Source organism: Azonexus sp. (assembly GCF_047638095.1).
Classification (GTDB): Bacteria; Pseudomonadota; Gammaproteobacteria; order Burkholderiales; family Rhodocyclaceae; genus Azonexus.
Genome location: NZ_JBLJBW010000001.1, coordinates 108,039 through 115,808 on the forward strand (window position 1 = coordinate 108,039; position 7,770 = coordinate 115,808).

6 protein-coding genes are annotated in these 7,770 nt (G+C 58.9%); 4 read left to right on the forward strand and 2 right to left on the reverse strand.

What is annotated here, in order from left to right:
- Nucleotides 1–123: 123 nt before the first annotated feature.
- The 4 genes from ACM62Q_RS00550 to ACM62Q_RS00565 all read left to right on the forward strand — a co-directional run bounded on the left by ACM62Q_RS00550 (nt 124) and on the right by ACM62Q_RS00565 (nt 6,164).
- A complete protein-coding gene (locus tag ACM62Q_RS00550; RefSeq protein ID WP_415033017.1) occupies nt 124–1,155 on the forward strand; it encodes a LysM peptidoglycan-binding domain-containing protein in 1,032 nt (343 codons plus the stop codon).
- Nucleotides 1,152–2,288 (forward strand): DNA-processing protein DprA, encoded by a 1,137-nt coding sequence (dprA, locus tag ACM62Q_RS00555; protein ID WP_415033018.1) that lies wholly within the window; start codon nt 1,152–1,154, stop codon nt 2,286–2,288. Before ACM62Q_RS00550 ends, dprA begins: the two co-directional genes overlap by 4 nt.
- A gap of 94 nt (nt 2,289–2,382) precedes the next feature.
- Complete coding sequence (locus ACM62Q_RS00560) at nt 2,383–4,902, forward strand: DNA topoisomerase III (RefSeq protein ID WP_415033019.1); 2,520 nt, start codon at nt 2,383–2,385, stop codon at nt 4,900–4,902.
- Between the two features lie 137 nt (nt 4,903–5,039).
- Nucleotides 5,040–6,164, forward strand: a complete 1,125-nt coding sequence (locus tag ACM62Q_RS00565) for an acyltransferase family protein (RefSeq protein WP_415033020.1) — start codon at nt 5,040–5,042, stop codon at nt 6,162–6,164.
- A 5-nt stretch (nt 6,165–6,169) separates the two neighbouring features.
- Here the strand turns inward: ACM62Q_RS00565 and ACM62Q_RS00570 are convergent, their stop codons facing one another.
- Together ACM62Q_RS00570 and ACM62Q_RS00575 are read right to left on the reverse strand one after the other, a co-directional pair.
- Nucleotides 6,170–7,093, reverse strand: coding sequence for a LysR substrate-binding domain-containing protein (locus ACM62Q_RS00570; protein ID WP_415033021.1), 924 nt, complete (start codon nt 7,091–7,093; stop codon nt 6,170–6,172).
- Nucleotides 7,090–7,770, reverse strand: a 681-nt coding sequence (locus ACM62Q_RS00575; RefSeq protein WP_415033022.1) for a 16S rRNA pseudouridine(516) synthase, incomplete at its 5' end; no start/stop codon positions are given. The genes ACM62Q_RS00575 and ACM62Q_RS00570, both read right to left, overlap by 4 nt.

Here is a 7,770-nt window from a genome sequence, read left to right on the forward strand (position 1 = left end):
TACGTTTTTCAAATGCGATTTTGGGCGCTGCACGGGGCGGGTGCTGAAACTTCAGTGCAACTTGTGAACCCGGCGTACGGCAATAGTTCCAAAACGCTTCGCTTAATCGCAAAGGAATGACTCATGATGCGTCGCATTATATCCGGCCTCTTCCTGGCGGCGACAGTTACCTTGGCAAGTGCCGCCGCCCCCCTGGAGTTGGTCGACAACCCCCCGGATCGGCACGTTGTCGTCAAAGGGGACACGTTGTGGGACATTTCCGGAAAATTTCTGCAAAAACCTTGGCGCTGGCCGGAAATCTGGCGGCTGAACAAGGATCAGATCAAAAACCCGCACCTGATTTATCCTGGCGACATCGTCTGGCTTGATATGTCGGACGGCAATCCGCGCCTACGTTTAGGTAAACCGCTGGTCGGACAGGGTAAGCCGCAACCCAAGGTTTATGAAACACTGATTGCGCAAAGCATTCCCAGCATTCCGCCCAATGTGATCGAACCGTTCTTGTCGCAACCCTTGATCATCGAGGCGGGTGAAGAAAAAACCTCGCCGCGCATCGTTGCTACTGAAGAAGATCGTGTTTTGATTGGCGGTGGCGACGTTGCCTACGCCAAGGGGATCGCCGGTAGTGAGGTGATGCAGTGGCATATTTTCCGCCCCGGCAAGCCGCTGACCGACCCGGAAACCAAACAGGTTCTCGGCTATGAGGCGCATTTTCTGGGCAACGCCAAGCTGACCCGCCCAGGTGAGCCGGCAACGCTGACGGTGACCTTGGCCAAAGAAGACATTCATTACGGCGACTGGCTGAAACCCGCCCCGCCGCCGACTATTCTGGCCTATGTGCCGCGCGCCCCGGAAAAAGACATTCGCGGTCAGATCATGTCCATTTACGGTGCCATCAACACCGGCGGGCCGGGCTCCATCATCACGATCAATCGCGGCGAAGCGGACGGTCTGGAAAATGGTCATGTGGTCGCGCTGTATCGCAAACGCACGGCGGCGTATATGGACGATGATGTCAAACGTTTGACGACGGATATTCCGGACGAGCGCTATGGCCTGGCTTTCGTGTTCCGCTCCTTTGAGCACATTGCCTACGCCTTGATTGTCGAAGGCTCGAAGTCGGTGGTGATTGGCGACGGGGTGCACAACCCGTGAAAACGGATTCAGGGCTGGCTGCGTGGTTGCGGCTGACCCTGACGCCGGGTATCGGCGGCGAGAGCCAGAGACGGCTGCTCGCCGCATGGGGTTTACCGGAAGCAATTTTCACCCGCAGTGCGGCAGATTTGCATGCCGTCATCGGGCAGCGCGCCAATCAACTGCTCAATGATCCACCACAGGCTGCGATTGACGCCGCGCTCGCCTGGGCAGAGCTGCCCGGGCATCGTATTCTTACCCTGGCGGACGCAGATTATCCGCAGATGCTGCTCGATACACCCGATCCGCCCAGTGTGTTGTATGTTTTGGGTGAGCCGCGCCATTTGAATCAAAGCAGCTTGGGTGTGGTGGGCAGCCGCAATGCAACGCCACAGGGTTTGCGCAATGCCGAAGAGTTTTCGGCGGCACTTGCCGGGCGCGGCTGGCAAATCGTTTCCGGCATGGCGCTGGGTATCGATACTGCCGCGCATCAGGGGGCACTGCGCGCTGGTGGCGTTACCGTGGCGGTAATCGGTACTGGCATCGATCGCGTTTACCCGGCGCGCAACCATGATTTGGCGCGCCGTATCGCAGCGCAGGGGGCGATCGTTTCGGAGTTTGCGCTGGGTACGCCGGCCATGGCGGGTAATTTTCCGCGCCGTAATCGCCTCATCGCCGGTTTGTCGCGCGGGGTGCTGGTGATCGAGGCTGCCGTGGAGAGCGGCTCTTTGATTACGGCCCGTCTGGCCGGTGAACTGGGGCGCGAAGTATTTGCCATTCCCGGTTCCATCCATTCGCCGCAGGCCCGTGGTTGTCATCGCTTGATCCGTGATGGGGCCAAACTCGTTGAAACCGCCGAGCATATCGAAGAAGAATTGCGCCCCGTGTGTGGTTTCAGCACGCCGGTGTGTCGGCGTGCTGAAGCAATCCACAATGGGGCGGACGGCCTGTCCGCTGTTGTCCCCGATGTTGTGGTCGATACCAGCGCAGAGAGCGGGCTGCTGGCCTTGATCGGCTTTGATTCCGTCAGCCTGGACGAACTGGTCGCCGCCAGCGGCCAGACGACAGAAACCCTGCTCGCGGCCTTGCTCGAGCTTGAATTAAGCGGGCAGATTGCACCCCTGCCGGGAAACCGTTACCAGCGTCTGCTCTGAATTCGCAGACACTAAATCGTCTGCGCCATGAGCGCGCCCCTTGCAAGCGCCGAAAGCCCCACTTATTATCGCCGGCACCTTACAGGGCGACCCCATGAGCAAAAAACTGATCCTTGCCGAAAAACCTTCCGTAGCCAGCGATATCGCCAAGGCCTTGGGCGGGTTTACCAAACATGATGACTATTTCGAGTCGGAGAATTATGTGCTGTCCTCGGCGGTCGGCCATTTGCTTGAGCTGGCGTGCCCGGAAGAATTCGAGGTCAAGCGCGGCAAGTGGTCTTTTGCCCATTTGCCGGTGATCCCGCCGCATTTTGCTTTGAATCCGATTGAAAAAAGCGCCGCCCGCTTGCGTGTGGTCAATAAACTCATCAAGCGTAAAGACGTAACCGGTCTGATCAACGCATGCGACGCGGGGCGCGAGGGCGAGCTGATTTTCAATTACATCGCGCAACACGCAAAAACCGGCAAGCCGGTGCAGCGTCTGTGGCTGCAGTCGATGACGCCACAGGCGATTCGCGATGGTTTTGCGCGCCTGCGTCCGGGCAGCGATTTGCAAGGTTTGGCGGATGCCGCCGTTTGCCGCTCCGAGTCGGATTGGTTGGTCGGGATCAACGGTACGCGGGCGATGACTGCCTTCAATTCGAAAACTGGCGGTTTCCATTTGACGACGGTCGGCCGTGTGCAAACGCCGACCTTGGCCATCGTGGTCGAGCGGGAAAAGAAGATCCGTGAGTTCAAGCCCCGTGATTATTGGGAAGTCGAAGCCGAATTCGCAGCCCAGGCCGGCAATTACATTGGCAAGTGGATCGACGAAGGCTTCAAAGGTAAGCAGGACGATGAACATGCGCGCGCCGATCGTTTGTGGGACGTCGCGCGGGCCGAAGCGATCCGGGCCGCTACCCAAGGCCAGCCGGGCAGTGTCAGCGAAGAGGCCAAGCCGGAAACCCGTCTTTCGCCGCTCTTGTTCGATTTGACCAGTCTGCAGCGCGAAGCCAACGCACGCTTTGGTTTTTCGGCGAAAACCACGCTCGGTCTGGCCCAGGCGCTTTATGAAAAACACAAGGTGTTGACTTACCCACGGACCGATTCGCGCTGCCTGCCGGAAGACTATATCGCCACGGTCAAGGAGACGATGCGTGTGCTGACCGGCGAGGGGGCAGGCAAAGGGCATGATGAGGTTTTGCTCGCCCGCTACGCCCCCTTTGCCCACCAGGTTCTGGCGCGCCAATGGGTGCTGCCGAACAAGCGTATTTTCAATAATGCGAAGGTGAGCGATCACTTCGCCATCATCCCTACGCCGCAAGCACCGAAGAATTTGAACGAAGCCGAACAAAAGCTCTACGATTTCGTCGTGCGCCGCTTTTTGTCCGTCTTCTTCCCGGCGGCTGAATATCTGGTCACCACCCGCATCACCCGCGTTCAGGGCCATCCGTTCAAGACGGAAGGCAAGGTGTTGGTCAATCCGGGTTGGTTGAGCATTTACGGCAAAGAGGGCCAGGGTGAAGAAGGCAATCTGGTGGCGGTGGCGCAAGGTGAAACCGTGCGCACCGAGGAAGTGACGGTGAAGGCGAACCAGACCAAGCCGCCCGCCCGTTATTCGGAAGCGACCTTGCTCTCCGCCATGGAAGGTGCGGGCAAGATGGTCGATGACGAAGAGCTGAAAGCCGCAATGGCCGGGCGCGGTTTGGGAACGCCGGCGACGCGTGCACAAATCATCGAAAACCTGATCGGCGAGCAGTACATGCTGCGCGAAGGGCGCGAGCTGATACCGACGGCCAAGGCGTTCAACCTGATGACCTTGCTCACCGGTTTGGGGATCAAGGAATTGACCCAACCCGAACTGACTGGCGACTGGGAATGGAAGCTCGGACGCATCGAGAAAGGCGACTTTACGCGTGCTGAATTCATGCGTGAAATTGCCGAAATGACGCGCCACATGGTCGAGCGCGCCAAAAGCTACGATAACGACACCATCCCCGGTGATTTCGGTGTATTGACCGAACCCTGCCCCAAATGCGCGGGGCAGATTCGTGAAACCTACAAAAAATTCCAATGCAGCGCTTGTGACTATGCCTTGTGGAAGATCGTTGCCGGACGCCAGTACGAACCGGCAGAAGTGGAAACCCTGCTGCGTGACGGGCAGGTCGGCCCACTGACGGGGTTTCGTAACAAAATGGGGCGCAGTTTTGCCGCTGCGATCAAACTGAACGCCGACAAGCAGCCAGAATTCGATTTTGCACAGGACAAAGCCGGCGAGGAAAGTAACGAGCCCGTCGATTTTTCCGGCCAGCAAAGTCTGGGTGCCTGCCCCAAGTGTGCCGCCGGCGTGTTCGACAATGACAAAGCCTACGTTTGCGAAAAATCGCTAGGCAGCGAGAAAACCTGTGATTTTCGCTCTGGCAAGATCATTTTGCAGCAGCCGATTGCGCCCGAGCAGATGCAGAAAATGCTGACGACAGGGCGCACCGATTTGCTCAAAGAGTTCATTTCCAACCGCACCCGGCGCAAATTTTCCGCGTATTTGGTGATTGCCGACGGCAAAGTGGGCTTTGAATTCGAGAAAAAAGCGCCCGCAGCCAAAAAAACGCCGGCGAAAGCGAAGAAGCCTGGCTGATGCCGCCCAGGGCTTCGTTCCGTATCAGGTAACAATATGTATCTGAACGGAAAAATTGCTGCTTTTGTCATATAATCGCCGCCCATTGATGCGCTCTCGAAAACCTTCGGGGGCGCAAATTTTTTGTGGTGGGCCTTGTGCAAAGACAAATCAGCGAGCCTCTCCCGTCCCCCTTGGGCGGCGAAAAGGCGGGACAGCGGCAGTTCAACTTTATTATTGCCCTACGCGCGCTGGCGGCGCTGGTCATCGTTTGGCACCATTTCGCGCTCTATCCTCCCTTGAGTGAATGGGCGCGCCCCTTGCTGGGTGAGCTTTTGCTCTGGTTTGAAGTGCATGCCCGCTCGACGCAGGTGTTTTTCGTACTTGGCGGCTTCGTCCTGGCACACAGTTTGGCAGCGCACCGCTGGCGAGCTGGCGGGTTGTTTTTATTTCTCCTGCGCCGCTATTGCCGTTTGGGCTTGCCCTATCTGATGGTCATTGCCCTGATTTTGCCCATTTATGCCTTTGCCCGTAACTGGGTGCCGGACAGTGTGCTCGGGGCCGCAGTGAGTTGGCCACAGCTGATCGCGCACCTGTTTTTCCTGCAGGACATTCTGGGCTATGAAGCCTTGTCCGCTGGCTTGTGGTTCGTTGGTATCAATATTCAGTTGTGCATCTTGTTCGCCATTTTGCTATGCCTGCGCGATTGCGTTTTATGGCGTGGTGTTGATGTGCTGGGCGTCTTGGGCTGGAGTTTGGCCGTTTTTTCACTGTTTTACGCCAATCTGAACGCCGGCTGGGATGTGTGGGGAATTTATTTTTTCCCCTATTTTTTCATGGGTGTCGTCGTCTGGCGCAGTAAGAACGGCACGCAAACACTGGAATTTTGGCTGTATCAGGCGCTGTTCTTGATCGCCATGGCGTTTGAGTGGCGCTGGCGTTTGAGCATCGCCATGTTGGTGGGTTATCTGTTGCTCTGGTCGTTGAAGAGTGGCTGGATCGTGCGCTGGCCGCGGCATGCCCTCATTTTGTGGCTGGGAAAAATTTCCTATAGCCTATTTCTGGTGCATTTTCCGGTGTTGATTCTCGTCGCCGCTTTGTGGGCGCATCTGGGTTGGACTTCGCCCTTGCTTGCCAGCCTGGGTTTGCTGCTGGCATTTGTGGCGAGTATCGCGGCGGCATCGGGGTTTTATCGCTGGATCGAACAGCCTTCAGCCTGGGTTTCGCATCGAATCGCCCGTCCGGGCGGGTTGCGCTTGTCGGCTTTTGCTGGTGGGAAATGAATCGACTACCGGGTTGGCTGGCAGATCGAACTGCCCGGTAGAGAGCAGGCAAGGAGCGCTGCGCGCACGGCATCGACGGCGGCGCTGCGTGGGTAAGTGACGCGCCAGACGAGGCCGACGGTGCGTGCCGGCGAAGGTGCGGTAAAAGGCAGGACGCGCACCATCGGTTCGCGTTCGATCAAAGGATCGGCTGCTGAGCTGGGCATGACGGCAATACCTGCACCGCTGGCCACCATGTAACGGATGGTTTCGAGTGAGCTGCCTTCCAGCGCGTGTTCGAGCGCATCCGGTGTGTTCAAGCGGGGGCAGGATTCCAGCACCTGGTCGCGAAAACAGTTGCCGTGCCCCAGGAGTAAAAGATGTTCGCCGTCCAGCGCATCGGCGGCGACGTCTTGGCGTGCCGCCCAAGGGTGTTCGCGCGGTACCACGACGCGAAAAGCCTCGTCATAGACGGCTTGGGCGACCAGGCCGGCTTCGACGAAGGGCAAGGCGATGATGATGATGTCGAGCTCGCCGGCTTTTAAGGCGGGCACCAGATTGGCGGTGAAATCTTCCTTGATGAACAAGGGCATTTTCGGAGCCTGTTGCGACAGTGCGGGAATCAGCTGCGGCAAGAGGTAGGGGGCGATGGTGTAAATGATGCCCAGACGCAGCTGGCCGCTTAAGGGATCACCGGAAGTCAGGGCGATTTCGTCGAGTTTGACCGCTTCAGCCAGTACGCGTTGGGCTTGGCTGACGACCCGCTCGCCCAGCGCGGTGATGCGTACCTCGTTGGCGCTGCGCTCGAACAAGGCCGCGCCGACCTGACCTTCGACCTTCTTGAGCGCCACGGACAAGGTCGGCTGGCTGACGTGGCAGGCTTCGGCGGCACGCCCGAAATGGCGCTCGCGCGCCAGAGCCACGATGTAGCGCATTTCGGTCAAGGTCACGCGATCTGCCCCGCTGGCGCCAGTGCTTCCGGCGCCAGCCAGCGCCAGTGGCCGGCTGGCAGATCGGCGGGCAGCGCCAGACCGGCGAAACTCTCCCGGTGCAATGCTTCGACCCGGTTGCCGACAGCAGCGATCATGCGCTTGACTTGATGGTATTTACCCTCGGTGACGGTCAGGCGCAAGCTGTGGTCGTCTATTGGCTCGGCCGCCGCAGCCTTGATCGGCGCGGGTTCGTCGTGCAGTTGCACGCCGTCGAGCAGCTTGGCGATGCTTTCCGGCGTCAGCGGGTGGCGGGTCGTCACCCGGTATACCTTGGGCACGCGCCGCTTGCCGGAAGCCAGACGGTGATTGAGCTGGCCGTCGTCGGTCAGGAGCAGGAGGCCGGTGGTGTCGGCATCGAGCCGGCCGATCGGTTGCACGCCACGGGCGCGCAGCGGTTCGGGAAGGAGTTCGAAGATCGAGCGATGGTGCTGCGGCTGACGCGAGCACTCGTAATCGGCCGGTTTGTGCAGGATGATCGTGGCCTGCGCCCGGAATGGCCAGGTGGCATCGTCGATGCTGAAATTCAGGCCGTCTGTGGCGTATTCGGCAAATGGGTTTTCGCACAAAACGCCATTGACCGTGACGCGCCGGTGCCGGATCAGCACGCGGCAATCCTTGCGCGTGCCAAAGCCCTG